The organism is Streptomyces sp. NPDC033229 (assembly GCF_055576875.1).
In genome coordinates this window covers 86,914-112,026 of the sequence record NZ_JBVIQR010000013.1, presented here as the reverse complement: position 1 = coordinate 112,026, position 25,113 = coordinate 86,914, and the positions used below count along the sequence as shown (strand labels likewise).

The following is a 25,113-nucleotide window of genomic DNA, read 5'->3' as shown; positions in this document are numbered from 1 at the left end:
TTTCTTGATCGTCTGAAGAGATCGGAAGGATGGGACTGAACAGCTGTGCCTCACTTGCCGCGGCCGAGCTCCCACGGCTGCATCTCCGAGGCGGAGTTGAGCGCCCACTCGGCACCGGTGACCCGGTCCCGGGCGGCCACGTACTGCTTGCCCTGCCACAGCGGCAGCACCGGGACTTCCTCGGCCACGATGTCCTGGGCCTGCTGGAAGTACTTGGCTGCCGCGTCCCGCTGGGTCACCTGACGGGACTGCGGGATCAGTTCGTTGCTGATCTTCGCGTTCCGGTACGGGGACTGCAGGAAGTTGTCCTTGCCGATGAACGGCGCGACGAAGTTGTCCGGGTCCGGGAAGTCGGGGAACCAGCCCATGCCGTAGACGGCGTACTTGCCGGCCGAGGCGTTGGGCCGGAACTCCGACCACTTCACGCCCTGGAGCTTCGCGTTGAAGAGCCCGCTGGAGTTCAGCTGCTTCTGCAGGTTCTTGAAGGCCTTGCCGGTGGCCTCGCCGTAGTGGTCCGTGGTGTACGAGAGGGTCAGCGGCACCGGGCCGTCGATGTGCGCAGCGCGCAGGATGGCGCGGGCCTTGTCGACGCTGGGCGCCTCGTACCGGTTGGAGAAGGAGTTCTGGTGACCGGTGATGCCGCTGGGCACGATCGAGTACAGCGGGTCGTTCGTGCGGTCGGAGTCCTCCTTGGCCAGGGACTGCCGGTCGACCAGCTGGGCGATGGCCTGGCGCACGGCCTTCGGCTTGACCGCGGTGTCCTCGGTGTTGAACGCGAGGATGCTGATCTCCTGGCCCGGGGCCTCGATGAAGCGGACGCCCTTGGTCGTGGTGGACCGCAGCCGGCTGATCTGCTGCGGGGACAGCGTCCGGTTGATGATGTCGATGTCGCCGGACTTGAGCGCCTTCTCCATCGTTTCCGAGTCGTCGTAGAAGCGCATTTCGACCTTGTCGTTCTGCAGCTTCAGCGGACCCTGGTAGTCCTTGTTCTTACTGAAGACGGCCTTGACGACCCGGCCGTCCTTCTGCTCGGTCTCCAGGGTGTACGGCCCGGAGCCGGTCACCTTGAAGCCGTTGTCGAGCTTGTTCTTGGAGTACGTCTCGCTGTCGACGATGGCCGCGGCCGGGGTGGCGATCTTCTGCGGGAACGTCGCGTCGGGCGACTTGAGGTGGAAGACGACCTCGAGTTCGCTCGGCGTCTCCACCGAGTCGATGTTGTTGAGCAGCGAGACCGGGCCGTTCTCGAAGTTGATGGCGCGGGCGCGGTCGATGGAGAACTTGACGTCCTCGGCGGTGAGCGCGTGGCCGTTGGAGAATTTCAGCCCGCTGCGCAGCGTGCAGCGGAACTGCTCGTTGCGGCGGTCCCCGAAGGAGCACCTGGAGGCGGCGTCGGCGATCGGGGCGGTGCCCGAGCGGGGCAGCCGCAGCAGTGTCTGGAAGGTGCTGTGCAGGACGTTCCAGGCGCCGATGTCGTACGCGACGGCGGGGTCGAAGGGCGCCGGGGCGTCCGTCGTCTCCTCGAACCGGTCGGTGGTGCCGATGACGATGGCGCTCTTGCCCGCTCCGGCTCCGTCGGTCCCGCCACAAGCGACGAGGACGGGGGCCAGCAGGCCTGCCACGGTCGGCAGCACCAACGTCTTGCGGTTCATTGTCTGGGGTTCTCCCTGCGATGCGATCGGTCCCGGGACCATACCGATGTCGGTTGTGCTGGTCACCCGGGCAGCCGTGAAGTTCTCGCGAAAAGATTAGTGCGCGAGGCCACTGCCCCCGGAACACGGCGAAGTTGAAGGAATATCACGCGGTGATAACAGCCGACGGATCACCGATATCCGGACGCCGGAACGATTCACGCAGGAGATCATCAATCGGGACACAAGGGTGCGCTCCGGCCCCCACGGGAGCACTTCCGGGGGGCTGGAGGCGCGCCGGACACCCCCGAATCCGGTGACGAACGTCACTCATGCCGCCTCATCGCCGGCTACGGGAATTCAGCCAGCGCATTCGTCACGGAAAACAATCACTCCGGCGCCGAGAGTTCCTTGGTCATTACGCGGGGCACGCTCAGTGCATGGTTCAGTGCATTCCCGTAATCAGGCCACGCAGGAAAGTGAGATCGACTTCCTCCAGCGAACCGACGACCGTGCGCCCCTCGGCGGGCGGAATCGGGGCCACCGACGGCACCGCCAGCACCCGGCAGCCGGCCGCCTCAGCGGCCGCGACACCGGTCATGGTGTCCTCGATCACGGCGCACCGCGCCGGGTCCACGCCGAGCCTGGCGGCCGCCTCCAGATACGGGTCCGGGTGCGGCTTCGTCCGGGCGATCTCGTCGCCCGCGACGGTCAGGGCGAAGTTCTCCGCCCCCAGGGTGAGCAGCACCCGGTCGATGATGTGCCGGTGCGAGGCGGAGACCAGGGCGGTCGGGACGCCGTGCGCGGCCAGCTCGCCGAGCAGCCGTCTGGCCCCCGGCATCAGCGGCACCCCCTGGCCGATCATCTCGGAGAAGCGCATGTTGAGCAGGACGGTCAGCTCGGTGAGGGCGATCTTCGCGCCGGTGGCCTGAATGAGGAAGGAGGCGCTGCGGGTCATGGGGCCGCCGACGACGACCTGGCGGTACTCCTCGAGGAGCTGGTGCCCGAGCTCGGCGAAGACCGCGACCTCCACGTCCCACCAGAAACCCTCCGTGTCGACGAGGGTGCCGTCCATGTCGAGCAGGACGGCCTGAAGGGCCGAGCCGGCTGCCGAGGGGGCATCGACAGCGGGAATGCTGCTGGTCATACGGGCACACCTCCAGGGGGGACGAGAAGGCCGGTCCGCCACGGGGGGCGAACCGGCCTTCACCGGACCGACAAGTGTACGGCGGCCATTACCGTGCGTCACTTCGATATTCAGGACTCGTCAGGCCCGACGGCTTGCGCGGCCGGACCCCAGCCGCTCCCCCGCGCTACCGCGCGTTGCCGTACCCACCCGGGGACAACCCCGGACCCCAGCCGCTCCCCCGCGCTACCGCGCGTTGCCGTACCCACCCGGGGATAACCCCGGACCCCAGCCGCTCCCCCGCGCTACCGCGCGTTGAAGTACGTCGCCTCCGGGTGGTGGATGACGATGGCGTCCGTGGACTGCTCCGGGTGGAGCTGGAACTCCTCCGAGAGCTGGACGCCGATCCGCTCGGGCTCCAGCAGGTCCGCGATCTTCGCGCGGTCCTCCAGGTTGGGGCAGGCACCGTAGCCGAGGGAGAAGCGGGCGCCGCGGTACTTGAGCGCGAACATGTCCTCCACGTCCGCCGGGTCCTCGCCCGCGAAGCCCAGCTCGGACCGGACCCGAGCGTGCCAGTACTCGGCGAGGGCCTCCGCCAGCTGCACCGACAGCCCGTGCAGTTCGAGGTAGTCGCGGTAGGCGTCGGCGGCGAACAGCTCGGCCGTGGCCCCGCCGATCCGCGAGCCGACCGTGACGACCTGCAGGCCCACGACGTCCGTCTCGCCGGACTCCTCCGGGCGGAAGTAGTCCGCGAGGCACAGCCGGCGCCCGCGGCGCTGTCGGGGGAAGGTGAAGCGGGTGCGCTCGGTGCCGTCCTCGTGCAGCAGGATCAGGTCGTCGCCCTTGGAGACGCACGGGAAGTAGCCGTAGACGACGGCCGCCTCCAGCAGGTTCTCCGTGTGGAGCTTGTCCAGCCAGCCGCGCAGCCGGGGCCGGCCCTCGGTCTCCACCAGCTCCTCGTATGTGGGCCCGCCGGCCCGGGCCTCCTTGAGCCCCCACTGGCCCTTGAAGAGCGCGCCCTCGTCCAGCCAGGACGCGTAGTCCTTCAGGGGGATTCCCTTGACGACCCGGGTGCCCCAGAACGGCGGCTCGGGGACGCGGTTGTCGACGGCGACGTCGGAGCGCACGGAGCCCTCCGGCTCCTCGGCCTCGACGACCGCGCTCTCGCGCTTGGGCACCCGGCGCTGCTTCAGCTCGGGGAGCGTCGCGCCGGGCACGCCGCGCTTGACGGCGATCAGGGCGTCCATCAGCCGCAGGCCCTCGAACGCGTCACGGGCGTAGCGGACCTCGCCCTCGTAGATCTCGTGCAGGTCCTGCTCGACGTAGGCGCGGGTCAGCGCGGCCCCGCCGAGGATCACCGGGTAGTCGGCCGCCAGCTTGCGCTGGTTCAGCTCCTCCAGGTTCTCCTTCATGATCACGGTGGACTTCACCAGCAGCCCGGACATGCCGATCACGTCCGCGCGGTGCTCCTCGGCGGCCTCCAGGATCGCGGAGACGGGCTGTTTGATGCCGAGGTTGACGACGTTGTAGCCGTTGTTGGAGAGGATGATGTCCACGAGGTTCTTGCCGATGTCGTGGACGTCGCCGCGGACCGTGGCCAGCACGATGGTGCCCTTGCCGTCCGCGTCGCTCTTCTCCATGTGCGGCTCGAGATAGGCGACCGCGGTCTTCATCACCTCGGCGGACTGGAGGACGAACGGCAGCTGCATCTGGCCGGAGCCGAACAGCTCGCCGACGACCTTCATGCCTTCCAGCAGGGTGTCGTTGACGATGTCCAGGGCGGGGCGGGTGGTGAGCGCCTCGTCGAGGTCGGTCTCCAGGCCGTTCTTCTCGCCGTCGATGATGCGGCGCTGGAGCCGCTCGTCCAGCGGCAGGGCGAGGAGCTCCTCGGCCCGGCCGGCCTTCATCGACTTGGTGTTGACGCCCTCGAACAGCTCCATGAGCCGCTGCAGCGGGTCGTAGCCCTCGGCGCGGCGGTCGTAGATCAGGTCCAGTGCGACCTTGACCTGCTCCTCCTCCAGCCGGGCGATCGGCAGGATCTTCGAGGCGTGCACGATCGCCGAGTCGAGCCCGGCCTTGACGCACTCGTCCAGGAAGACCGAGTTGAGCACGATCCGGGCGGCCGGGTTGAGGCCGAAGGAGATGTTGGACAGACCGAGGGTGGTCTGCACCTCGGGGTGGCGGCGCTTGAGCTCGCGGATCGCCTCGATGGTGGCGATGCCGTCGCCCCTGGACTCCTCCTGGCCGGTGCAGATGGTGAAGGTGAGGCAGTCGATGAGGATGTCCGACTCCAGCACCCCCCAGTTGGTGGTGAGGTCGTCGATGAGCCGCTCGGCGATGGCGACCTTGTGTTCGACGGTGCGGGCCTGGCCCTCCTCGTCGATGGTCAGCGCGATGAGCGCCGCGCCGTGCTCGACGGCGAGCTCGGTGACCTTGGCGAAGCGGGACTCGGGCCCGTCGCCGTCCTCGTAGTTCACCGAGTTGATGACGGCCCGGCCGCCCAGCTTCTCCAGGCCCGCCCGGATCACGTCCAGCTCGGTGGAGTCCAGCACGATCGGCAGCGTGGAGGCGGTGGCGAACCGGCCCGCGATCTCGGCCATGTCCGCGACGCCGTCCCGGCCGACGTAGTCGACGCAGAGGTCGAGCAGGTGGGCGCCCTCGCGGATCTGCTCGCGGGCCATCTCGACGCAGTCGTCCCAGCGGCCTTCCAGCATGGCCTCGCGGAACTTCTTCGAGCCGTTGGCGTTGGTCCGCTCGCCGATGGCCAGGTAGGAGGTGTCCTGGCGGAAGGGGACCGTCTGGTAGAGCGAGGCGGCGCCCGGCTCGGGCCGCGGCTGCCGCTCGGTGGGCCGCATGTCCCGGACCCGCTCGACGACCTGCCGCAGATGCTCGGGGGTCGTGCCGCAGCAGCCGCCGACGAGCGAGAGCCCGTACTCCCGGACGAACGTCTCGTGCGCGTCCGCCAGCTCCACGGGCGTCAGGGGGTAGTGCGCCCCGTTCTTCCCCAGGACCGGCAGGCCGGCGTTGGGCATCGCGGAGACCCGGGTACGGGCGTGGCGGGAGAGGTAGCGCAGGTGCTCGCTCATCTCCGCCGGGCCGGTCGCGCAGTTGAGCCCGATCATGTCGATGCCCAGCGGCTCCAGGGCGGTGAGCGCCGCGCCGATCTCGGAGCCGAGCAGCATGGTGCCGGTGGTCTCGACGGTCACCTGGACCAGCAGCGGCAGATCGGCGCCGGCCGCCTTCAGGGCGCGCCGGGCACCGACGACGGACGCCTTGGTCTGGAGCAGGTCCTGGGTGGTCTCCACCAGGATCGCGTCGGCGCCGCCGGCGATCAGGCCCTCGATGTTCTGCTGGTAGGCGTCGCGCAGCTTGACGTACGGGGCGTGGCCGAGGGTCGGCAGCTTGGTGCCCGGACCGACGGAGCCGAGCACCCAGCGGGTGCGGCCGTCGCGCGCGGCGAAGTCGTCCGCGACCTCGCGGGCGATCCGCGCGCCCGACTCCGACAGTTCGAAGATTCGCTCGGGGATGTCGTACTCGCCGAGGGCGGCGAGGTTGGCGCCGAAGGTGTTGGTCTCCACGCAGTCCACGCCGACGGCGAAGTACTCCTCGTGCACCGAGCGCACGATGTCGGGCCGCGTGACGTTCAGGATCTCGTTGCAGCCCTCCAGCTGCTGGAAGTCCTCGAGGCTGGGGTCCTGCGCCTGGAGCATCGTGCCCATCGCCCCGTCGGCCACCACGACGCGGGTGGCGAGCGCCTCACGCAGGGCGGAGGCTCGGGCGGAACTGGCGGTCGATGGCGTGTACGAGGCCATGGAAGTGCTCCCGGGGTTGCGACGGCTGTCGGCTTTACGCCTTCCGGCAGAAGGCGCACGTCGTCAGCGTAGCTGGCACCACCACGGATGGGAGTGGGCATCTCATCTGACGGGCGGACTGGTGTGGAGGGGATGCGGCCTGAAACAGTCGTCCGATACTGGCTGGTCGGAGCCCTGGTGCGAGCCGCCCCGGGCTCTCGGCGATCATGGAAGGGTCCGCGGTCAGCTACCCCTTGGTCGGCATCGGCCGATAGTGTTCAGCATTGCCGAACGGCATTTGAGGAGGTTGCTCGATGGCTCGGACCATCCAGTCGCTCGAACGGGCGGCGGCGATGCTGCGGCTGCTCGCAGGGGGTGAGCGACGGCTCGGTCTGTCCGATGTGGCCTCGGCGCTGGGGCTCGCGAAGGGCACGGCGCACGGCATCCTGCGGACGTTGCAGCAGGAGGGCTTCGTCGAGCAGGACCCCGCCTCCGGGCGCTACCAGCTCGGCGCGGAACTGCTGCGCCTGGGCAACAGCTATCTGGACGTGCACGAACTGCGGGCGCGGGCGCTCGTCTGGGCGGACGACCTGGCGCGGTCCAGCGGTGAGAGCGTCTATCTGGGCGTGCTCCACCAGCAGGGCGTGCTGATCATCCACCATGTCTTCCGGCCCGACGACAGCCGTCAGGTGCTGGAGGTCGGCGCGATGCAGCCGCTGCACAGCACCGCGCTGGGCAAGGTGCTGTGCGCCTACGACCCGGTGGCGCACAGCGAGGTGACGGAGGCCGACCGCGAGGCGTTCACGCCGCACACGGTGACGGGCCTCGGCGACTTCGAGGAGATCCTGGATCTGACCCGGGCCCGGGGCTGGGCCGCGGACGTCGAGGAGACCTGGGAGGGCGTGGCCTCGGTCGCCGCCCCCATCCACGACCGGCGGCGGATGCCGGTGGGCGCGGTGGGCATCACGGGCGCGGTGGAGCGGGTGCGCGAGGGCGGGGAGCTGAGCGCGCAGCTGGTGGCGGCGGTGCGGGACTGCGCGCGGGCCGTCTCCCGCGATCTGGGCGCGGGACGTTTCTGAGCGCCGGGCCCGGCATCGGGCCTCCGGCCTGGGCGCGCGCTGGCCGAGAACCGATCAGCCGCCGACCGGAAACAGTCTGAGCCAGGGGCGGGCGCGGGGCGAGAATCAACCGGCGGGCCACGGCGCGACCGCTCCGGGAAATCGGCTCAAGATCGACATCTCACCAAGATCGGCACCGTCGGATACCGGCCAGTAGCAGCGCGTACCAGTCAGTAGTCGAACGATGGTTTTCGGCCGCGTCAACCACGAGTTTTCAGTCACAGGACCCTTGACGCGCCCTTAACAGTGCAGAAAACTGCCGTTCATCGGTCGGCATTGTCGAACACCTAACGACAATATTCGCTATGGTGGACACTGCCGCGGGACCGATCACCGCCCTCTCGGAGGGCGCGGACCACCGGAGGGACCCGGGGTTCGCCTTCCCCTGGACGAAGGACAAAGGAGTCGCGGGTGTCCAGCTCCGACATCTTCACCGGTGAGCTCATCGGTACAGCAGTATTGATCCTGCTCGGCGGCGGCGTGTGCGCCGCCGTCACTCTGAAGCGCTCGAAGGCGCTCAACGCGGGCTGGCTCGCCATCACGTTCGGCTGGGGCTTCGCCGTACTGGCCGGTGCGTACATCGGCGCCAAGTCCGGTGCGCACCTCAACCCCGCCGTCACGCTCGGCCTCGCCCTCGACGGTGCGGTCAAGTGGAGCGATGTGCCGCTCTACATCGGCTCCCAGCTGCTCGGCGCGATGATAGGCGCCACGCTGGTCTGGCTCGCCTACTACGGTCAGTTCAGGGCTCACCTGACCGACCCGGAGCTGGTCGCGAGCCTGAACCCCAAGGAGGGCATGGTCGACCAGACCGCGACCCCCCAGGCCGGCCCGGTGCTGGGCATCTTCTCCACCGGCCCCGAGATCCGTCACGCGGTGCAGAACCTCGTCACGGAGATCATCGGAACCGCCGCGCTGGTGCTCTTCATCCTCACCATGGGCCTGACCAAGGGCCTGGCCACCAGCGGCACCGGCACCATGATGGTCGCCTTCGTCGTCGTCGGCATCGGCCTCTCGCTCGGTGGCCCGACCGGATACGCCATCAACCCCGCCCGCGACCTCGGCCCGCGCATCGTGCACGCGCTGCTGCCGCTGCCGAACAAGGGCGGTTCGGACTGGGGCTACGCCTGGGTACCGGTGGTCGGACCGCTCGTCGGTGCCGCGCTCGCCGCAGGCATCCACAAGATCGCGTTCTGAGCACCCGCCGCCGAGACCTTCAGACTTTCCCAGGAGCACACACCATGACCGACGCGAACACCACGACCGGCTCCCACGGCACGGGCCCGTTCATCGCCGCGATCGACCAGGGCACCACCTCGTCCCGCTGCATCGTCTTCGACCGGGACGGCCGCATCGTCTCCGTCGACCAGAAGGAACACGAGCAGATCTTCCCGAAGCCGGGCTGGGTCGAGCACGACGCCACCGAGATCTGGGCCAACGTCCAGCAGGTCGTCGCCGGCGCGATCGAGAAGGCGGGCATCACCTCCGCCGACGTCAAGGCGATCGGCATCACCAACCAGCGTGAGACCACGCTGCTGTGGGACAAGAACACCGGCGAGCCGGTCCACAACGCGATCGTCTGGCAGGACACCCGCACCGACGCGCTCTGCAAGGAGCTCGGCCGCAACGTCGGCCAGGACCGCTTCCGCCGCGAGACCGGCCTGCCGCTGGCGAGCTACTTCTCCGGCCCGAAGGTCCGCTGGCTGCTGGACAACGTCGAGGGCCTGCGCGAGCGCGCCGAGGCCGGCGACATCCTCTTCGGCACCATGGACTCCTGGGTCATCTGGAACCTCACCGGTGGCACCGACGGCGGCGTGCACGTCACCGACGTCACCAACGCCTCCCGCACGATGCTGATGAACCTGCGCAGCCTCTCCTGGGACGAGCGCATCGCGGAGTCGATGGGGATCCCCGTCGCCGTGCTGCCGGAGATCCGCTCCTCCGCCGAGGTCTACGGCACCGCCAAGGGCGGCGCGCTGGACGGCGTGCCCGTCGCCTCCGCGCTCGGCGACCAGCAGGCGGCCCTGTTCGGCCAGACCTGCTTCTCCGAGGGCGAGGCCAAGTCGACGTACGGCACCGGCACGTTCATGCTGATGAACACCGGCGACGAGCCCGTCAACTCCTACAACGGCCTGCTGACGACCGTCGGTTACCGCATCGGTGACGAGAAGCCGGTCTACGCCCTCGAGGGCTCCATCGCCGTCACCGGCTCCCTCGTGCAGTGGATGCGCGACCAGATGGGCCTGATCAAGAGCGCGGCCGAGATCGAGACGCTCGCCAGCTCCGTCGAGGACAACGGCGGCGCGTACTTCGTGCCGGCCTTCTCCGGCCTCTTCGCCCCCTACTGGCGCTCCGACGCCCGTGGTGTCATCGCGGGTCTTACCCGCTACGTCACCAAGGCGCACATCGCCCGCGCCGTGCTCGAGGCCACCGCCTGGCAGACCCGCGAGATCACCGACGCCATGACGAAGGACTCCGGCGTCGAGCTGACCGCGCTCAAGGTCGACGGCGGCATGACCTCCAACAACTTGCTGATGCAGACGCTCTCGGACTTCCTGGACGCCCCCGTGGTGCGCCCGATGGTCGCCGAGACCACCTGCCTCGGCGCTGCCTACGCCGCCGGCCTCGCCGTCGGCTTCTGGCCGGACACCGACGCCCTGCGCGCCAACTGGCGCCGGGCCGCCGAGTGGACACCCCGGATGGACGCGGACACGCGTGACCGCGAGTACAAGAGCTGGCTCAAGGCCGTCGAGCGGACCATGGGCTGGATCGAGGACGAGGAGTAATCATGAGCACCCTGCAGAGCGTCCCGACCCTCGGGACGCACCCGGCTGCCGGTTCGAACCCGAGCCGCGCCGAGACCCGGGACCGACTGTCCAACGCGACGTACGACCTCCTGGTGATCGGCGGCGGCATCCTGGGCACCTCGGTGGCCTGGCACGCCGCGCAGTCCGGACTGCGGGTCGCGATGGTGGACGCCGGCGACTTCGCCGGCGCCACCTCCTCCGCCTCCTCCAAGCTCGTCCACGGCGGTCTGCGCTACCTGCAGACCGGCGCGGTCAAGCTGGTGGCGGAGAACCACCACGAGCGTCGGGTGCTGGCCAAGGACGTGGCCCCGCACCTGGTCAACCCGCTCACCTTCTACCTGCCGGTCTACAAGGGCGGCCCGGTCGGCGCCGCCAAGCTGGGCGCCGGTGTCTTCGCCTACTCCGCGCTGTCCGCCTTCGGCGACGGCGTCGGCAAGGTCATCTCCCCGGCGAAGGCCCAGGCGGCCAACCCGGGTCTGCGCACGGACAACCTCAAGGCCGTCGCGGTCTACTACGACCACCAGATGAACGACTCGCGCGTGGCCGTCATGACGGTCCGCGCGGCCGTCGAGTCCGGCGCCGTGGTCCTCAACCACGCCGAGGTGACCGGTCTGCGCTTCACGCACGGCAAGGTGACCGGCGCGGAGCTCAAGGACCGCACCGACGGCACCGAGTTCGGCGTCAACGCCCGCGTCGTGCTCAACGCCACCGGCCCCTGGGTCGACCACCTGCGCACCATGGAGGACAAGGGCGCCGCCCCCTCCATCCGCCTCTCCAAGGGCGCGCACATCGTGATGAAGCGCAAGTCGCCGTGGAAGGCCGCCATGGCCACCCCGATCGACAAGTACCGCATCACCTTCGCCCTCCCGTGGGAGGACCAGCTGCTCCTCGGCACCACCGACACCGCGTACGAGGGCGACCCGGCCGACGTCCGCGCCACCGAGGAGGACATCCAGCAGATCCTCGACGAGGCGGCGTTCTCCATCCAGGACGCGGACCTCGACCGCGATCTGATGACGTACGCCTTCGCGGGTCTGCGCGTGCTGCCGGGCGGCCCCGGCGACGTGGCCCAGGCCAAGCGCGAGACGGTCGTCTCCGAGGGCAAGGGCGGCATGCTGTCCGTCGCCGGCGGCAAGTGGACGACCTACCGCCACATCGGCCGCACGGTCATGAGCAAGCTCGCCAAGCTCCCCGGCAGCCCGCTGACCGAGGACATGGAGCCCATCTCCAACCTGGTCCGCCGCACCCCGCTGCCCGGTATCTCCAACCCCAACGCGGTCGCCCACCGACTGCTGGTGGACCGCGAGCCCGGCAGCCGCATGGACCCGCTGACCGCCCGTCACCTCGCCTCGCACTACGGCTCGCTGTCCTTCGACATCGCGCGCCTGGCGAACGAGAACCCGGAGCTGGCCGAGCGCATCCACCCCGACGGCCCCGAGATCTGGGCCCAGGTCGTCTACGCCCGTGACCACGAGTGGGCCGAGACGGTCGACGACGTGCTGCGCCGCCGCACGACCCTGACGATCCGCGGTCTGGACTCCGAGGACGTCCGCGCCAAGGTCAAGGACATGCTGGGCGACAAGGGCTGACGCCCGGCCGCGCCGCGGCACCGCATCGCCCGTCGAGGGGAGGGACTCAGCGTCCCTCCCCTCGACGCGTGTCCCGCGGGCGCCCCGCCCGCCCGGGGACCGGCCGCGGCGGCCGGTCCCGTCGTACCGGGGTCGCGACCGCGGGACGCGGAAGCCGTAGGCTTGAGGTCGCACGCGGGAAGCGGGCCGACGACGGGCGACCGGCGGGCCCGCGACACGCGACAGAACTGCACGGAACTGCAACCGGCGGTGGCACGGATCCCCGTTCCGCCCCGGTCGGAAGGAGGCGCTGGGTGATCGAGCTTGAGGGGGTTCCCGAGCTGATCGACCCGGTCATGATCTGTGCCTTCGAGGGGTGGAACGACGCCGGGGACGCCGCCTCCAGCGCGGTCGCGCACCTCGACCGCGAGTGGAAGGGCGAGGTCTTCGGGGCGCTCGACGCCGAGGACTACTACGACTTCCAGGTCAACCGGCCCACGGTGTGGCTGGACGGCGGGGTCCGCAAGGTCACCTGGCCGACCACCCGGCTCTCCGTGGTGCGCACGGGCGGGGCGACACCGCGCGACCTGGTCCTGGTCCGGGGCATCGAGCCGAGCATGCGCTGGCGCTCGTTCTGCAACGAGATCCTCGGCTTCGCCCACGAGTTGGGGGTGGAGATGGTCGTGATCCTGGGCTCGCTGCTCGGTGACACCCCGCACACCCGGCCCGTGCCGGTCAGCGGCGTCACCTCCGACCCGGACCTGGCGCGCACCATGGATCTGGAGGAGTCCCGCTACGAGGGCCCGACCGGCATCGTCGGCATTCTCCAGGAGGCCTGCACGCACGCGGGCATCCCGACGGTGAGCCTGTGGGCGGCCGTGCCGCACTATGTCTCGCAGCCGCCGAACCCGAAGGCGACGCTGGCGCTCCTCAACCGCCTGGAGGACCTGGTCAATCTGCGGATTCCGCTCGGTGACCTGCCGGAGGACGCGCGGGCCTGGCAGCTGGGCGTGGACCAGCTGGCGGCGGAGGACAGCGAGGTCGCGGAGTACGTCCAGTCGCTGGAGGAGGCGCGGGACACCGCCGAGCTGCCGGAGGCCTCCGGCGAGGCCATCGCCCGGGAGTTCGAGCGCTATCTGCGGCGCCGCGACGGCCAGCCGGGTCCGGGCCAGCCCGGCCTCGGGACCGACCCCGGGGTGGCCGACGGCCGGGACTCCTCGTACCTCCGCGACACCTCCAGCGGCCGTACGCGGCCGCCGAAGCCACAGCCCAAGGACGGGTCGCAGTCACCGGCGTCCGAGGAGGACCCCGGCACCGGACCGGCCCCCGAGGGGCCGAACGACAAGGGGCCGGACGGCAAGGACTGACCGTCTCCTGGAGGCTCCTCCACGAGACGGGGACGCGACAGCGCCCGGGACGACCGCGACCGACGCGGGCGTCCCGGGCGCTGTCGTCTCAGGAGTCTTCGGTGGCGAGGACGAAGAAGGGTGCTCCCCGGCTGTCCGAGCCGGGGAGCACCCTCCTGGGGGACGTGCGGGGTCAGCCCGTCACAGGGCCACGCCGAGCAGTGCGTCGACGGCCCGGGAGACGAGGCCGGGCGCGCCCTCGTCCGTACCGCCGTCGGCGGCCTGGGCGGCGGCCCAGCGGTCGACCGCGGCGAGCGCGGCCGGGGCGTCGAGGTCGTCCGCGAGGGCGTCGCGGATCTCCTCGACCAGGGCGTCGGCGGACGGTCCGTCCGGGCGCGAGACGGCCGCGCGCCAGCGGCCGAGACGCTCGACGGCCTCGGTCAGGACGTCGTCGGTCCACTCCCAGTCGGCCCGGTAGTGGTGCGCGAGCAGAGCGAGCCGGATGGCGGCCGGGTCGACGCCGTCGCGGCGCAGCCGGGAGACGAAGACCAGGTTGCCCTTGGACTTCGACATCTTCTGGCCGTTCAGGGCGACCATGCCCGCGTGGACGTACGTCTTGGCGAACGGGTGCTCGCCGGTGAGCGCCTGGGCGTGCGAGGCGCCCATCTCGTGGTGCGGGAAGACGAGGTCGCTGCCGCCGCCCTGGACGTCGAAGCCCATGCCGAAGTGCTCGAGGGCGATCGCGACGCACTCGATGTGCCAGCCCGGGCGGCCGGGGCCGAGGGAGGCGCCGTCCCAGCTGGGCTCGCCCGGGCGGGCGGCCATCCACAGCATGGGGTCGAGGGGGTTCTTCTTGCCGGGGCGGTCCGGGTCGCCGCCACGCTCGGCGGACAGCAGACGCATCGCCTCCGCGTCGAGGCCGGAGATCTCGCCGAAGTGGCTGTCGGACTCGACGGAGAAGTAGGTGTCGCCTTCGAGCTCGTAGGCGGCTCCGGCGTCGCGCAGCCGCTCCACCAGGGGAACGATCTTCGGTATCGACTCCACGGCGCCCACGTAGTGGCGCGGCGGGAGCAGCCGCAGCGCGGTCATGTCCTCGCGGAAGAGGGCGGTCTCACTCTCGGCGAGCGCGGTCCAGTCGACGCCGTTGGCGATGGCCCGCTCGAGCAGCGGGTCGTCGACGTCGGTGACGTTCTGGACGTAGTGGACCTGCCGCTTGGTGTCGAGCCACACGCGCTGCACGAGGTCGAACGCGTTGTAGGTCGCCGCGTGCCCCATGTGGGTGGCGTCGTACGGCGTGATGCCGCAGACATAGATACGGGCGACGGGACCGGGGGCGAGGGTCACTCGCTCGCCGGTCGCGGTGTCGTGGATCCGGAGGTCGCGGCCACTGCCAGGCAGGGCGGGTACCTCAGAAGCGGGCCAGGCATGCATGTCCTGAAGCCTAACCGGACGCATGTTCCGGATACGAACCGGACTCGGATCTTGGCCGAAGTCAGGCTCTTGCGCGGTCTCGGCCATTCCGTTCCGGCGGGCCGTGTCAGACCGGCGGCCAGGGGATGGCGGGCCACTGACCACTGGGTTCGCGGTGCCGTCCGGTCCGCAGGAGATCCGCGACACGCTCCCGCAGCGCCTCGATCTCGGCAGGGGTGATCAGCTCGGCCAGTCGGGCGGTGAGCGGGCGCCCCTCGGCCAGATCGGCCGAAAGTCGCCGTAGGGCCTCCAGCGCCTCCTCGGGCAGCGGCTCGCCGGCCCAGCCCCACAGCAGGGTGCGCAGCTTGTCGTCGGCGTTGAAGGTCACGCCGTGGTCGATCGCGTACAGCCGCCCGTCGGCCGCGGGCAGCAGATGGCCGCCCTTGCGGTCACCGTTGTTGATCACCGCGTCGAGCACGGCCAGCCGCCGCAGCCGCACGTCGTCGGCGTGCACCAGCAGCGCGGTACGGTCCTCCCCCACGTCCGCGAAGCCGACGGCCTTCCAGCCCGGGCCGGGTTCCTCGCCCTCGACAAGCGCCAGCAGCTCCGGGCCGGCGGCCTCCTCCGCGTCCGGGCCCTCGATCCACAGCTGGCACATGCCCTCGCCGTACGGGCCGTCGCGCAGCACCGTCGGCGGGATCAGTCCCCAGCCCATGGCCTCGGAGAGTTCGTACGCCGCCACCTCGCGCTGCGCCAGCGTCCCGTCGGGGAAGTCCCACAGCGGGCGCTCACCGGCGACCGGCTTGTAGACACAGGAGGCGGTGACGCCCTCGTAGGCGACCGTGCAGTACAGGACGGCGTTGGACGCCTCGCGGACCCGGCCGCGGACCGTCAGCTCGCCCAGTGCCAGCAGCTCGTGCGGGGTCACGCTCCGCGGCGGTATCCGTTCTGGCGCGGACATACGTGTCCCTCCGGGTCGAGCGGCAGGCTGCACAGCGGGCACGGCGGGCGGCCGGCGTTGACGACTTCGAGGGCACGCTTGGCGAACGCGCGGGCCATGGTGCCGGTCAGCCGCACCCGCAGCATCGGCGGCCCGTTCGCCTCGTCCTTGAGCAACCGCTCCTCGGCCTCGGCGAGGTCTTCCTCGGTGTCCGCCGCCAGCTCGACAAGGGCCTGCGCCTCCACCACCATCCGCTCGTGCTCGCCGTCCCAGGCCAACGCCATGGTGCCGACCCGGAACTCCTCCTCCACGGGGGTGTCCAGGGGGGCGGTGTCGGCCAGTTCGGCGGGGGCCACGGCCGGCACGGGGGCATTGCCCCCGGTGCGCCTGACCACCTCGTCCAGCAATTCGTCGATGCGCTCGGCGAGCGCCTCCACCTGGGTCTTCTCCAGCATGACGCTGGTGGTCCGGCCGGCCGCCGAGGCCTGGAGGAAGAAAATGCGGCGGCCCGGCAGCCCGACCGTGCCGGCGACGAATCGGTCCGGCGGGTCATAGAGGAACACCTGACGGGACAACGTCCTGCTCCATTTGGTTCGGGTGGTCGGAGTGGCTGTGCGGCTCGGGAAGGGTCGGTGCGAGTCATGCGCGGTTCGGTGCGGCCCGCTCCGGCGAGGCGATCACCGGCAGCGAGGCGGGCACCCCCGCCTCACCACCCTACTGCGCACGACGATCACGGTGCTCCCGCACCACCCCCGACGGCCGCGTCCCCCTCGCGCTCCGTCGGCGGCTGCCCGCTCGGGGCGAGATCGGCCAGGTCACCGGTGTCGCCGAGACGCGCCAGATACGGCCGCAGCCGGGTGTAGCGGATGGCCGTGACCGAGCAGGGGTCGACGGCGATCCGCTGGAAGAGGTCGAGATGGAGACCGAGGGCGTCGGCGACGAGCGCCTTGATGATGTCACCGTGCGTGCACATGAGATAGACGGCGTCCGGGCCGTGCTCCCGCTCGATCCGCTCGTTCCAGTCGCGGACCGCGTCCAGCGCCCGCGCCTGCATGGCGCGTACGGACTCCCCGCCGGGGAAGGCGGCGGCGGACGGGTGCTGCTGCACGACCGCCATCAGCGGTTCCTCGTGCAGTTCGGCGAGCTTGCGGCCCGACCAGTCGCCGTAGTGGCATTCGCCGATCCGCTCGTCGGTGTGCGACGGCACCTCCGGCCGCGCGGCGAGCAGCGGTGCCAGGGTCTCCTGGCAGCGCTGGAGCGGGCTGGCGACGGCGGCGGCGAGCGGCACGGCGCGGAGCCGGGCGGGGAGGGCGGCCGCCTGGCCGGCGCCGCGCTCGTCGAGGGCGACCCCGGGGGTCCACCCGGCGAGCACTCCCCCGGTGTTGGCGGTGGACCGGCCGTGCCGGAGCAGGATCAGCGTGGGCATGACGACCAGCCTACGTCCGTAACCGGGCGCCCCACGCGTCCCTCCGGTGCGCTGCGGGCGGATTGGCGGAAGAATGCCTGTCGTGATCGTCGACGTCGGCATTTACCGGGACGGGCGCCGCACGGAGGGCCCCGCCGACCTCTCGGTCGCGCTGCGGGAGGCGCGGGCCAAGGGGCACTCCTTCGTGTGGGTCGGGCTGTACGAGCCCACGGAGGACGAGTTCGACCTGGTGACGAACGAGTTCGAGCTGCACCCGCTGGCCGTCGAGGACGCGCTCAACGCGCACCAGCGGCCGAAGCTGGAGGTGTACGACGACTCGCTGTTCATGGTGCTCAAGCCCACCACCTACGACGACGCGGCGGGCACGGTCACCACCGGTGAGCTGATGCTGTTCGTCGGCGACTGCTTCGTCGTCTCGGTCCGGCACGGCGAGGGCAGCCCGCTCGCGCGGGTGCGGCAGCGGCTGGAGCACGAGCCGGAGGTGCTCAAGCACGGCCCGACGTCGGTGATGTACGCGGTGAGCGACGCGGTCGTGGACCACTACATCGACGTGGCGGCGGCGCTCCAGGTGGACCTGGAGGAGCTGGAGGCGGAGGTGTTCGCGCCGGTCGGCGGGGACAACAGGAACACCGCCTCGCGGATCTACGCCTTCAAGCGGCAGGTCGTGGAGTTCCGGCGGGCGACGGTCCCGCTGGCCGAGCCGATGACCCGGCTCGCGGAGGCGCGGCTGCCGTTCGTGGTCAGCGGATCCCAGCCGTTCTTCCGGGATGTGAGTGATCATCTGACCCGGGCGAACGAGTCCGCGGAGGGACTGGACCGTCTGCTTTCGGACATCCTGTCGGCCCATCTCGCGCAGACCGGCGTCCAGCAGAACGACGACATGCGCAAGATCTCGGCGTGGGCGGCCATGGCGGCCCTGCCGACGATGATCGCCGGGGTGTACGGGATGAACTTCGACCACATGCCGGAGTTGCGCCAGCCCTGGGGGTATCCCGCGGTGCTGGTCCTGTTGGCCGTGCTGGAGTTCCTGCTGCACCGGCTCTTCAAGCGGCGCGGCTGGCTCTGAGGGCGCGGCGCCGGGCAGGCGGGGCGCGGCGGCGGGTCAGGCGAACTCGGGGGCGGGGTCGGTGGGGCCGCGCAGCGCGTCGAGGCGGTCGGGCATTCGCAGACCGACCATCCGCCGCCAGCCGCCGAGCCGCTCGTACCCGTGCATGGCGCGAATGCCCGCCGTGAGCGCCGCGGACTTGGCCTTCGGCCAGCGCAGGATGCGGCCCATGTGGCCCATCACCGCGAGGCTGACGTCCCGGTAGACCACGATCTCGGCGAGCGCGCTCTCCTGGAGGGTCGACAGGATCGTCCGGCCGTGTCCCTCGGCGGCGAGCCGCAGCAGCTCCTCGTGGCAGTAGGCGAGGTGATTGGCCTCGTCGTGACAGATCATCTTGATCGCCCTGCCGATCTCGGGATGCTCGCCGAAGTGCTTGGTGAGCATGCCCATCTGGTCGGAGGCGCGTTGCTCGGTGACCCGGCTGTGCGCGAGGTAGGCGACGATGTCCCGCTCGGTGAGCGGGGTGTCGGCGCGCAGCTTGGTGTGCGGAAGCCCGATGCCCCGGCGTTCGAGGATGGCCGTGTAATCGGTCTCCGGCGGGACCGGCACCGGCTCCAGTCCCCGTTTGTGGAGGAGGGCGAGGAAGATCCGGCCGTGCTTGTCCTCGTCGGCGCCGTGCCTGGCGATCTTGGGCGCGAGCGCCTGCTGCTCGGGTGGCACCAGCGCGGCGATCCGGCCGTTCTCCCAGCCGCCCTGCGACTCGCCGCCGGCGGCGATGGAGCAGAAGAGCCGGTACGACTCGTCGTTGTCGAGGATCTCCTGGAACACGCTTCTGGCCGAGAGCATGACTGCCACCTCCGTGGACGACGTCCCGAAGGCAAAGTCAACTGTCCCGGTGGGGGCGCGGCAAACGCTGGGGCCGCGCGCTCGGCCGAATGCCGGACGACGTGGGGAACGACGAAGGCACGACGTACGGCCCGCGGTGCGTAACCACGGGGCCGTACGGGGCGTTGTCCTCGGTGACGGCCGTGGCGGGGAAGGCACCCCGAGCCCCCACCACGGCCGAGGATTTCGCTGCGGGCCCGTCGTTGCCGCCTCTCGCCTGACCGGCGGACCTTCGACTGCCCGCTGTTCCGCCTGCGGCGGTGAGCGCCCTGCGGGCGCGTCCTCAATCGCCGGACGGGCTGAAGTCAGCTGAGGTCAGCCAAGACCAGCCCGTCGGCGGCACCTCCCAGCGGTAGCTGGGGGAGATTGAGGACACCGCCGCGCAGCGGAGGTGCGCCCGAGGATCCGCCGGACAGGCCTAGGCGAGGCCGGCCCGCTCCAGGGCGTCGACGCCGGCCCGCAGGCTCGCGATCCGCTCGTCCAGGGTGAACCCGGCGGGGGCCAGCGACAGCGTGGTGACCCCGGCCTCCGCGTAGGCCTGCATCCGGTCGGCGACGCGCTCCACCGGGCCGATCAGGGTGGTGGAGTCGATCAGCTCGCGCGGCACCGCGGCCGCGGCGCCCGCCTTGTCCCCGGCGAGGTACTTCTCCTGGATCTCGGCGGCCGCCTTCTCGTACCCCATGCGCTGGGCGAGCTTGTTGTAGAAGTTCTGCTTGGCGCTGCCCATGCCGCCGACGTAGAGGGCGGTGTACGGGCGGAAGAGGTCCGCGAGGGCGTTGACGTCGTCGCCGACGGCCATGGGCACGGTCGGCACGAGGTCGAAGCCGTCGAGGTCCTTGCCCGCCTTGGCGCGGCCGGCCCGCAGGGCGCCCAGGGTGGTCTCCTCGGCGTGCTCGGGGGCGAAGAAGACGGCGAGGGCGCCATCGGCGATCTCGCCGGTCTGCTCCAGGTTCTTCGGGCCGATGGCCGCGATGTAGAGCGGGATGTGCTCGCGCACCGGGTGGACGGTGAGCTTGATGGGCTTGCCCGGGCCGCCGGGCAGCGGCAGCGTCCAGTGCTCGCCGTCGTGGGCGACGCGCTCGCGGGACATGGCCTTGCGGATGATCTCGACGTACTCACGGGTGCGGGCGAGCGGCTTGTCGAACTTCACGCCGTACCAGCCCTCGGAGACCTGCGGGCCGGAGACGCCGAGGCCGAGGCGGAACCGGCCGCCGGAGAGCGAGTCGAGGGTCGCGGCCGTCATGGCCGTCATGGTGGGCGTACGCGCCGGGATCTGGAAGATCGCCGACCCGACGTCGATCCGTTCGGTCTGCGCCGCGACCCAGGAGAGCACGGTGGGCGCGTCGGAGCCGTACGCCTCGGCCGCCCAGCAGACCGCGTAACCCAGCCGGTCGGCCTCGCGGGCGACCGCGAGGTTGTCCGCGTCCATCCCGGCTCCCCAGTAGCCGAGGTTGATTCCGAGCCTCATCCGACCCATGCGGGCGCCCCTTACTGATCAGTAACGTCGTTGTTCCGGGGACTGTAGCGCGCCGACCTGGGGTACGTCATCGGCACGTTGTCCACAGGCGGCTGTCCGTGGCCGGCTGTCCACAGGCGGCCACGGCTCCGGCCGCGGCCAGTAACCTCAGCGCTCATGGAGTTAAGGCATCTCGGCCGCACGGGACTGCGGGTATCGAGGCTCGGGCTCGGCACCCTCACCTGGGCCCGGGACACCGGCGAACTCGACGCCGCCGAGCAGCTCAAGGTGTTCTGGGAAGCGGGCGGCACCCTCGTCGACACCGCCGACGTCTACGCGGACGGCGGCGCGGAGTACCTCCTCGGCCGGCTGATGGAGGACCTCGTGCCGCGCCGCGACCTGGTCGTCGCGACCAAGGCGGGCAGCGTCCCGGACCCCGAGCGGCGCTTCGACGGCTCGCGGGGCCATCTGCTCTCCGCGCTCGACGCCTCGCTGACGCGGCTCGGCACGGACTACGTCGACGTGTGGCAGATCCACGCCTTCGACCCGTTCACCCCGATCGAGGAGACCCTGCAGGCGCTCGACATAGCGGTCGGCAGCGGCCGGGCCCGCTATGCCGGGGTGTCCAACTTCTGCGGTTGGCAGCTCGCCAAGGCCGCCACCTGGCAGCTCGCCGGGCCGGGCACCCGGACCCGGCTGGCCAGCACACAGATGGAGTACTCGCTGCTGCAGCGCGGCATCGAGCGCGAAGTGCTGCCCGCGGCGCTCGACCTGGGCATCGGGGTGCTGCCGTCCTCGCCGCTCGGCCGGGGCGTGCTGACGGGCAAGTACCGCCACGGGACGCCCACCGACTCGCGGGGGGCCTCCGACCACCTCGCCCCCTTCGTCGAGCCCTATCTGGACGCCGACGCCACCCGCGTCGTCGACGCCGTCACCACGGCCGCCCACGGGCTCGCCGCGACCCCCTTGCAGGTGGCTCTCGCGTGGGTGCGCGACCGCCCCGGCGTGGTCGCCCCGATCGTCGGCGCGCGGAACGCGACGCAGCTCGCAGCCGCGTTGTCAGTGGAGAGCCTTACTCTTCCAGACGAGATCTGCCAGGCGCTCGACGATGTGTCGGCGCCCGTGCACCGCTATCCCGATCAGGACTGGAGCACGCTGTGAGTACCGACCGCGACCCCCTCGCCGTAGAGGACGCGTCCGCGCCCTCCCCCGAGGAGGCCGCCCCGGCCGAGCCGAGCGAGCCGGCCGACGCCGCCGACGACACCGGGTCCGGGGCGGACGGCGACGGTCCTGAGGCCGAGGACGGCGTGCGGGAGGAACGGACCCCGAAGGAGCGGCCGGCTCCGGCGGCCGGGACCGGGGCCCCCGCCTCGGGTGGCGGCGGCAGCCGGTCCGCCGCCGCTGAGGCGCTGGCGGCGGCGGTGCGGGCCGTGGAGAGCGGGGAGCGCCCGGCGGCGTCGTTCTTCACCGGACCGTCCGGCGGCAGGCGTCCCGCCGCCGCGCCGGCGCCCGGGAGCGGTGCTGCCCCCCGGCCGGAGCGGGCACCCGCGCCGACGGCGGCCGCGGCCCCCGCTCCCCCGCGCCCGGCCCCGCCCGTCAGCGCCGAAGGGCTCGACGGCGTACGGCAGGTGCTCACCGCGGGCGGCGCCCCCCAGACGCTGGCCGAGCAGGTGGTCGGCGTGCTCGGGGAGCAGGCCGCCGAGGCCCTGCGCGACGACCCCTGGCACTTGCTGGCCGTCCCGGGCGTGCGCCCGGAGCAGGCGGACGGCTTCGCCCGGGCCCTGCTGGGCCCCGAATGCGGTCCGGGTGACGAGCGCCGGGGCCAGGCCCTCGTCGGCTGGCTGCTGGAGCGCGCCGCGCTGGCCGGGCACACCGTGCTGGAGGCATCGGTGCTGCGCACCGCGCTCGGCAAGCAGTCGGTGCCGGAGCCGGACGAGGCGCTGCAGAGCGCGCTCGCGGAGGGCTCGGTGCTGGTGTTCCAGGAGGCCCTGGAGACCCCGGGTGCGGCCCGCCCCGAGCCGGACGGCTCGGAGGCGGAGGTCCCGGTCCGCCTGCTGCTGGGACTTGACCGCTACGCGATGGCGGAGGAGAGCCTGGCCGACGGACTCGCCCGGCTGATCAGCACCTTGGGCACGGAGACGGCGCACGCGGCCGCGGATGCCGAGGCGGTCGCGGAGGGCGGTGGGGACGGGCAGGAGGCCGGAGCCGACTCCGGCGCCGGCTCCCCCGCCGACAGCGGTACCGACGGCAGCCCGGCGGCGTCCGACACGGCATCCGAGAATGCCGAAGCGGGCTCCGGTGCGGTCGCTGATTCCCACGCGCCCGACTGGGAGGCCGCCGCTGCCGCCGCGCCCTCCCCCTCCGCCGCGGAGCTGATCCGTGCCGTCGCGGCCTCCGGGCTGGTGACGCACAGCGGTGGCGAGGCGGCCCGCGCGGAGCCCCTCGCCCTCGTCCTCGCGGCCCGTGCCCTGGGGCTGCGGGCCTGCGCCGCCGCGCACACCGAGGACGGCAAGCGGCGCCTCGTCGCGCTCGGCGACCCCGACGCGGTCACCGTCACCGGGCTGCTGTCCGGTCAGGAGGGCCCCGGTCGGGACGCGGAAGGCGCCCTCGCGCTCGATGTGCTGGCCGTGCTGGACGCACCGCAGCTGGACGTGGAGACGGCGGCGATGCTGGTGGAGTCGCTGACGGACGGCACCCGGCTGGTGTTGAGCGGTGACCCCGGCGTGCTGTGGTCGGCCGGCCCGGGCCGGGTCTTCGCGGACGTGGTGGCCGCGCGGGCCTGCCCCGCGGTCGTCTCGCGCACCCCGGACGCGGGCCCGATCGGCGAGCTGGTGTCGGGCATCGGGGTCGGTGAGCTCACCACGGTGGACGCCCCCGGCAAGGAGGTCGTGATCGTCCCGGTCCGGGACGCGGGCGAGGCCGTGCACCGCACGGTGCAGCTCGTCGCGGACTCGGTGCCGCGCGCCATCGGCGTGCCCGCCGAGCACACCCAGGTGATCACCCCGGGCCACGGCGGTGCCGTCGGCACCCGGGCGCTCAACACGGCGCTGAAGGAGCGGCTCAACCCCGGGCCGGGCCGGTTCGGCGGCTTCGACCCGGGCGACCGGGTCGCCTATGTGCCCGCGCCGGGCCGCATGGTCCCCGGCACGGTCGTCTCCGCGGACGCGGCGGGGCTCCGGCTGGACTGTGCGGGCTCGCCCGTCGTCGTGCCGCCCGAGCGGGTGGGCGAGATGGTGCGGCACGGCTGGGCCGTCACCGCGCACCAGGCGGCCGGTACGCGCTGGCCGGCGGCCGTGGTGGTGCTGCCCGGCGACGCCGCCCAGGAGCTGACGAGGTCGTGGATCTACACCGCGTTCAGCCGGGGCGAGCGGCATCTGTCGGTCGTGCACGGCGTGGACCAGGCGCTGCCCCGCGCGGTGGCCGAGTTCCCGGCGAAGGAGCGGACCACCCGGCTGCGGTCCCTGCTGCGGGCACCCCAGTCCGAGGTGTGAGCGCTGAGGGGTGACCCCGGGGCGGGCCGCCGCCCGCGCCCCGGCCCGAGGTCCCCGGGGTCACCGACCTCGAACGCGAACGGTCCTCAGTGCCCGGGGCCCGGGGGCCTGGCGTCCCCGCCCTGCTGCTCGGCACCGTCCGGGGCACCCTCGTCGCCGTCCTCGTCGTCACCGTCCTCGTCGAGGTCGAGTTCCTCGTCGAAGACCGCGCTGACGTCGAAGCGGCAGATGACCCGCTGCGGATCGGCCTGCTCGAAGGGGGCGGACAACCATTCGCCGGGCTCGGCCGGGTCGTCGGCCGCCGCCACCCACAGGGTGGAGTCGCCTTCCTCCAGGCCGAACTCCTTGTGCCGGGATGCGATCTCGTCCGGTTCGTACTCTCCGAAGAGCACCCCGAGGGCGGCATGGACGCTGCTGCCGACGAGGTCCGCCGCGTTCCCCGGCGCGCCCGGGGGCGCGTCGATGTCGGGATCGAGGTCGGCGACGCGCTGGGCCTGGGCGAGGAGCCGGTGTGGTTCGACCACCGCGTAGTCCCTGCGGATCAGCACACTGAGCGCGCTGGGCTCCTCGGGCCCGGCGTAGGCGGGCAGCGTGTCGTCACCGGGGATCTCGAAGGGCGTGACCTCGTCATAGGCGTCGTACAACAGCTCGTCGTACGCCTCGGCTGTCGCGGCCAGCTCGTTGAACGCGGCGTAGACAGCCGGATCGGTCGCCCCGGACCGGTGTTCGACGGCATCGAGGTGGCGGTCCAGCGCGGCTTTGACCGCCTCGGCGGCGGCGCGTACCTCGGCAGCGGTTGGCTGCGCAGCATCAGACATAGTGCAGACGCTATCCGCACCGAGCCCGTTCCCGCACAATAGATGCGATGCCGGAATACGAATTCTGTGATGTGTATGTGCCTCGAGGGGTCTCTCGAGGAGCAGCCACTCGCTTGCTGACCGACCATGCCGAGTACGGACACTGGGAGTTGGACCGACTGCGTCTTTATCCCGACGGCAGCCGCCGGGTGCGGCTGCGGCGTCGGATCATCCGCCAGGTGCGTGCCACGTGGTGAAAGCGTACGGAGCGGGGCCCGCGAC

General features: G+C 71.5%; 19 protein-coding genes. 9 read left to right on the top strand and 10 right to left on the bottom strand.

Features of this window, described 5'->3' with window-relative positions; genetic code table 11:
• Nucleotides 1-50 precede the first annotated feature (50 nt).
• The 3 genes from ACZ53N_RS14470 to metH form a co-directional block, all read right to left on the bottom strand.
• Nucleotides 51-1,649 carry an ABC transporter substrate-binding protein gene (locus ACZ53N_RS14470; protein WP_469141178.1) on the bottom strand — a complete coding sequence of 533 codons (1,599 nt, stop codon included), beginning with the start codon at nucleotides 1,647-1,649 and terminating at the stop codon, nucleotides 51-53.
• A gap of 424 nt (nucleotides 1,650-2,073) precedes the next feature.
• Nucleotides 2,074-2,775, bottom strand: coding sequence for an HAD family hydrolase (locus ACZ53N_RS14465; RefSeq protein WP_469141177.1), 702 nt, complete (start codon nucleotides 2,773-2,775; stop codon nucleotides 2,074-2,076).
• Between the two features lie 284 nt (nucleotides 2,776-3,059).
• Nucleotides 3,060-6,566, bottom strand: a complete 3,507-nt coding sequence (metH, locus tag ACZ53N_RS14460; protein ID WP_469141176.1) for a methionine synthase — start codon at nucleotides 6,564-6,566, stop codon at nucleotides 3,060-3,062.
• A gap of 293 nt (nucleotides 6,567-6,859) precedes the next feature.
• On the opposite strand from metH, the gene ACZ53N_RS14455 reads away from it, so the two are divergent.
• The 5 genes from ACZ53N_RS14455 to ACZ53N_RS14435 all read left to right on the top strand — a co-directional run bounded on the left by ACZ53N_RS14455 (nucleotide 6,860) and on the right by ACZ53N_RS14435 (nucleotide 13,402).
• Complete coding sequence (locus ACZ53N_RS14455; RefSeq protein WP_469141175.1) at nucleotides 6,860-7,624, top strand: IclR family transcriptional regulator; 765 nt, start codon at nucleotides 6,860-6,862, stop codon at nucleotides 7,622-7,624.
• A gap of 450 nt (nucleotides 7,625-8,074) precedes the next feature.
• A complete protein-coding gene (locus ACZ53N_RS14450; protein ID WP_469141174.1) occupies nucleotides 8,075-8,857 on the top strand; it encodes an MIP/aquaporin family protein in 783 nt (260 codons plus the stop codon).
• 44 nt (nucleotides 8,858-8,901) lie between these two features.
• The gene (glpK, locus tag ACZ53N_RS14445) at nucleotides 8,902-10,446 is read left to right on the top strand and encodes a glycerol kinase GlpK (protein ID WP_469141173.1); all 1,545 of its coding nucleotides are present in this window, start codon (nucleotides 8,902-8,904) and stop codon (nucleotides 10,444-10,446) included.
• 2 nt (nucleotides 10,447-10,448) lie between these two features.
• Nucleotides 10,449-12,056, top strand: coding sequence for a glycerol-3-phosphate dehydrogenase/oxidase (locus ACZ53N_RS14440; RefSeq protein WP_130876999.1), 1,608 nt, complete (start codon nucleotides 10,449-10,451; stop codon nucleotides 12,054-12,056).
• Between the two features lie 293 nt (nucleotides 12,057-12,349).
• The gene (locus ACZ53N_RS14435; protein WP_469141172.1) at nucleotides 12,350-13,402 is read left to right on the top strand and encodes a PAC2 family protein; all 1,053 of its coding nucleotides are present in this window, start codon (nucleotides 12,350-12,352) and stop codon (nucleotides 13,400-13,402) included.
• Nucleotides 13,403-13,582: 180 nt separating this feature from the next.
• Here ACZ53N_RS14435 and mshC read toward each other — a convergent pair whose 3' ends face one another.
• From mshC to ACZ53N_RS14415, 4 genes are all read right to left on the bottom strand, one after another.
• On the bottom strand, nucleotides 13,583-14,812 hold the full coding sequence (gene mshC, locus ACZ53N_RS14430) for a cysteine--1-D-myo-inosityl 2-amino-2-deoxy-alpha-D-glucopyranoside ligase (RefSeq protein WP_469141171.1): 1,230 nt from the start codon (nucleotides 14,810-14,812) through the stop codon (nucleotides 13,583-13,585).
• Between the two features lie 106 nt (nucleotides 14,813-14,918).
• A complete protein-coding gene (locus ACZ53N_RS14425) occupies nucleotides 14,919-15,752 on the bottom strand; it encodes an SCO1664 family protein (RefSeq protein WP_469141170.1) in 834 nt (277 codons plus the stop codon).
• Nucleotides 15,716-16,306 (bottom strand): DUF3090 domain-containing protein, encoded by a 591-nt coding sequence (locus tag ACZ53N_RS14420; protein WP_130877003.1) that lies wholly within the window; start codon nucleotides 16,304-16,306, stop codon nucleotides 15,716-15,718. The genes ACZ53N_RS14425 and ACZ53N_RS14420 overlap by 37 nt, the downstream gene beginning before the upstream one ends.
• Nucleotides 16,307-16,461: 155 nt before the next feature.
• A complete protein-coding gene (locus ACZ53N_RS14415; protein ID WP_469141169.1) occupies nucleotides 16,462-17,157 on the bottom strand; it encodes a histidine phosphatase family protein in 696 nt (231 codons plus the stop codon).
• Between the two features lie 73 nt (nucleotides 17,158-17,230).
• Between ACZ53N_RS14415 and ACZ53N_RS14410 the strand changes: the two genes are divergently transcribed.
• Nucleotides 17,231-18,223 (top strand): magnesium and cobalt transport protein CorA, encoded by a 993-nt coding sequence (locus ACZ53N_RS14410; protein WP_469141168.1) that lies wholly within the window; start codon nucleotides 17,231-17,233, stop codon nucleotides 18,221-18,223.
• Nucleotides 18,224-18,259: 36 nt separating this feature from the next.
• Here the strand turns inward: ACZ53N_RS14410 and ACZ53N_RS14405 are convergent, their stop codons facing one another.
• Both ACZ53N_RS14405 and ACZ53N_RS14400 read right to left on the bottom strand, forming a co-directional pair.
• Nucleotides 18,260-19,048, bottom strand: a complete 789-nt coding sequence (locus ACZ53N_RS14405; RefSeq protein WP_469141167.1) for a ferritin-like domain-containing protein — start codon at nucleotides 19,046-19,048, stop codon at nucleotides 18,260-18,262.
• Nucleotides 19,049-19,505: 457 nt separating this feature from the next.
• On the bottom strand, nucleotides 19,506-20,555 hold the full coding sequence (locus tag ACZ53N_RS14400; protein ID WP_469141226.1) for an LLM class F420-dependent oxidoreductase: 1,050 nt from the start codon (nucleotides 20,553-20,555) through the stop codon (nucleotides 19,506-19,508).
• Between the two features lie 165 nt (nucleotides 20,556-20,720).
• Between ACZ53N_RS14400 and ACZ53N_RS14395 the strand changes: the two genes are divergently transcribed.
• Nucleotides 20,721-21,704, top strand: a complete 984-nt coding sequence (locus ACZ53N_RS14395) for an aldo/keto reductase (RefSeq protein ID WP_469141166.1) — start codon at nucleotides 20,721-20,723, stop codon at nucleotides 21,702-21,704.
• Complete coding sequence (locus ACZ53N_RS14390; protein WP_469141165.1) at nucleotides 21,701-24,034, top strand: helix-hairpin-helix domain-containing protein; 2,334 nt, start codon at nucleotides 21,701-21,703, stop codon at nucleotides 24,032-24,034. Before ACZ53N_RS14395 ends, ACZ53N_RS14390 begins: the two co-directional genes overlap by 4 nt.
• Before the next feature lie 86 nt (nucleotides 24,035-24,120).
• On the opposite strand, the gene ACZ53N_RS14385 is transcribed toward ACZ53N_RS14390, so the two are convergent.
• Nucleotides 24,121-24,852 (bottom strand): hypothetical protein, encoded by a 732-nt coding sequence (locus ACZ53N_RS14385; RefSeq protein WP_469141164.1) that lies wholly within the window; start codon nucleotides 24,850-24,852, stop codon nucleotides 24,121-24,123.
• 47 nt (nucleotides 24,853-24,899) lie between these two features.
• Here ACZ53N_RS14385 and ACZ53N_RS14380 point away from each other — a divergent pair, with 47 nt between their 5' ends.
• Complete coding sequence (locus ACZ53N_RS14380; protein WP_106678739.1) at nucleotides 24,900-25,088, top strand: DUF5703 family protein; 189 nt, start codon at nucleotides 24,900-24,902, stop codon at nucleotides 25,086-25,088.
• Nucleotides 25,089-25,113: the final 25 nt, after the last annotated feature.

Excerpts from the sequence above, each read along its gene's own strand:
- ACZ53N_RS14470 (WP_469141178.1), bottom strand. The coding sequence starts at position 1,649 with ATGAACCGCAAGACGTTGGTGCTGCCGACCGTGGCAGGCCTGCTGGCC.
- ACZ53N_RS14455 (WP_469141175.1), top strand. The coding sequence starts at position 6,860 with ATGGCTCGGACCATCCAGTCGCTCGAACGGGCGGCGGCGATGCTGCGG.
- ACZ53N_RS14465 (WP_469141177.1), bottom strand. The coding sequence starts at position 2,775 with ATGACCAGCAGCATTCCCGCTGTCGATGCCCCCTCGGCAGCCGGCTCG.
- ACZ53N_RS14410 (WP_469141168.1), top strand. The coding sequence starts at position 17,231 with ATGCCTGTCGTGATCGTCGACGTCGGCATTTACCGGGACGGGCGCCGC.
- ACZ53N_RS14395 (WP_469141166.1), top strand. The coding sequence starts at position 20,721 with ATGGAGTTAAGGCATCTCGGCCGCACGGGACTGCGGGTATCGAGGCTC.
- mshC (WP_469141171.1), bottom strand. The coding sequence starts at position 14,812 with ATGCATGCCTGGCCCGCTTCTGAGGTACCCGCCCTGCCTGGCAGTGGC.
- ACZ53N_RS14380 (WP_106678739.1), top strand. The coding sequence starts at position 24,900 with ATGCCGGAATACGAATTCTGTGATGTGTATGTGCCTCGAGGGGTCTCT.
- metH (WP_469141176.1), bottom strand. The coding sequence starts at position 6,566 with ATGGCCTCGTACACGCCATCGACCGCCAGTTCCGCCCGAGCCTCCGCC.
- ACZ53N_RS14405 (WP_469141167.1), bottom strand. The coding sequence starts at position 19,048 with ATGCTCTCGGCCAGAAGCGTGTTCCAGGAGATCCTCGACAACGACGAG.
- ACZ53N_RS14425 (WP_469141170.1), bottom strand. The coding sequence starts at position 15,752 with ATGTCCGCGCCAGAACGGATACCGCCGCGGAGCGTGACCCCGCACGAG.
- ACZ53N_RS14415 (WP_469141169.1), bottom strand. The coding sequence starts at position 17,157 with ATGCCCACGCTGATCCTGCTCCGGCACGGCCGGTCCACCGCCAACACC.
- ACZ53N_RS14440 (WP_130876999.1), top strand. The coding sequence starts at position 10,449 with ATGAGCACCCTGCAGAGCGTCCCGACCCTCGGGACGCACCCGGCTGCC.
- ACZ53N_RS14385 (WP_469141164.1), bottom strand. The coding sequence starts at position 24,852 with ATGTCTGATGCTGCGCAGCCAACCGCTGCCGAGGTACGCGCCGCCGCC.
- glpK (WP_469141173.1), top strand. The coding sequence starts at position 8,902 with ATGACCGACGCGAACACCACGACCGGCTCCCACGGCACGGGCCCGTTC.
- ACZ53N_RS14400 (WP_469141226.1), bottom strand. The coding sequence starts at position 20,555 with ATGAGGCTCGGAATCAACCTCGGCTACTGGGGAGCCGGGATGGACGCG.